The 1,621-nt window shown below is 33.9% G+C and carries 3 protein-coding genes; all 3 read left to right on the top strand.

The window, feature by feature from the left end; all coding sequences use genetic code 11:
- Window positions 1-462 precede the first annotated feature (462 nt).
- Window positions 463-840, top strand: a complete 378-nt coding sequence (locus tag EKM76_RS13240) for a hypothetical protein (RefSeq protein ID WP_125551016.1) — start codon at window positions 463-465, stop codon at window positions 838-840.
- Between the two features lie 73 nt (window positions 841-913).
- A complete protein-coding gene (locus tag EKM76_RS13235; protein ID WP_035457193.1) occupies window positions 914-1,300 on the top strand; it encodes a BlaI/MecI/CopY family transcriptional regulator in 387 nt (128 codons plus the stop codon).
- The gene (locus EKM76_RS13230) at window positions 1,287-1,496 is read left to right on the top strand and encodes a hypothetical protein (protein ID WP_125551015.1); all 210 of its coding nucleotides are present in this window, start codon (window positions 1,287-1,289) and stop codon (window positions 1,494-1,496) included. Before EKM76_RS13235 ends, EKM76_RS13230 begins: the two co-directional genes overlap by 14 nt.
- Window positions 1,497-1,621 lie beyond the last annotated feature (125 nt).

Below are 1,621 nucleotides of genomic sequence, written 5' to 3'. Positions count from 1 at the left end.
TGATCTGGTACTTTCTAGCAATCAATACAATCCCTAACGAAGAAGTGAGATAGTCTTGAACCACCTGCAGTTTAAACTGCTTAGTATATTTAGTCATAGTAAAACCCCCGGTATTGGATTCTGGTCCAATACCGGGGGTTCACTTCAACGCCCCCTTTTTTATTATCTTGTACTATACAGTATGGTGTGACAAATAAATGCAAGTGTTTGTATAAAAATATCTTGTATGGACCTTTTGTTCAATTTTTAATGTTCACAATCTGGACATAATCAGTTGGGCTGTTTTAAAATAATTGGTTTAAAATTCAAACTACAAATTAACTCCATAAATGGAATTTACAATGAACATAGAAAGCGAGGTTTTTGAATATGATTATTATAGGACTAATGGTTTTTGCACTGATGTTATTAGCCGTATTTCATATACGACAAGAATCACGACTGTTGTGGAAGTCTAACTATATGGTAATTGTTGCAGCAAGTAATATTTTATTTTTAATTCTTGCTTTCATTATGTGGATTCCGGCTAGAAATAGTATATTACTCAGCTCTTTATTGGCTATTCTAATAGTACTAGGCTTTATGTCGGGAGTTAGTGGTGTAGCTCAAGATGGATTTATGTTACCAAGTTTGTTGCCAACATTAATAAACTTTAAGGATATTCAACAATTAACAATGACAAATAAGCAGATCACATCTGGAAAAATAATTCTAGTAGTGACTGGTCAGTCAAAGCAAAATAAAAGGTTTAACCTCATTTTTAATGAAAATTCGGTTGAACTACAACACTTTATTACTAAAAATACGGCTGATCACGTTTCCATCCAAGGACGTGAATAATTTTTTGACATTATGGTTTACAAATGTAATCGTAAATGTTATGTTACAGCTATAATCAATAGAGGTGATTATTTTGTTAGATCACGAGGTAAAAGATAATTGTATTGGTTGTGTAACTAATGCTGAGTACGAAATTTTGCGAATTATCTGGCATTATCCCGGGATTTCAACTAAAGATATTTACCAGGCAATCCGGCGACGACAAACTTGGCGGCCCAGCACTGTTAAAACATTACTATTTCGACTCGTAAGCAAGTCCTTGGTTACTAAAGATACCTATTATCATCAGGCCCATTATTATGCCCAATATAGTGAATCGATAGTTGTCTCTGTTTTTATTCAAAGATTACTTTCAAGACGGGAAACGTTGTCGCCAGAAGAATTTTTAGTACTTGTAGAAGCTAATTTGCAAGAAGGTCAAACTGATGATGGTGAGTTAAAAATAAATGAAAAAAATTAGACTAATTTTAGGTGGAATATGCTGTGAAAATGCTGTAAAAACAATATTTTTTGAGTTACATTCAATTGACGGAGTGGAGGAAACCCATTTTGATTTAGCGAGTCACTCTGTATTGATTTATATGCAGATAAAGGCTTTATCAGTAATAGAAAGTAAGTATCAAGCTGATAACTTGGTAACGTCTAAAGTTCCATGAAACCCAAGTTCAAAACCGGATGTTCAAGGGGGGATGACGATTAATATATGGAATCACCGTTCACGGATGAATCGAACTTAATTCAGGTGTTGCTTCTCACTGGATCTTGCCTATTTTATGTGTTC

The sequence above is a fragment of the Loigolactobacillus zhaoyuanensis genome (assembly GCF_003946385.1).
Taxonomy (GTDB): domain Bacteria; phylum Bacillota; class Bacilli; order Lactobacillales; family Lactobacillaceae; genus Loigolactobacillus; species Loigolactobacillus zhaoyuanensis.
This window is presented reverse-complemented; position numbering and strand designations above follow the sequence as displayed.

Coding starts and splice junctions, on each gene's coding strand:
- EKM76_RS13240 (WP_125551016.1), top strand. CDS start 463: ATGGTAATTGTTGCAGCAAGTAATATTTTATTTTTAATTCTTGCTTTC.
- EKM76_RS13230 (WP_125551015.1), top strand. CDS start 1,287: ATGAAAAAAATTAGACTAATTTTAGGTGGAATATGCTGTGAAAATGCT.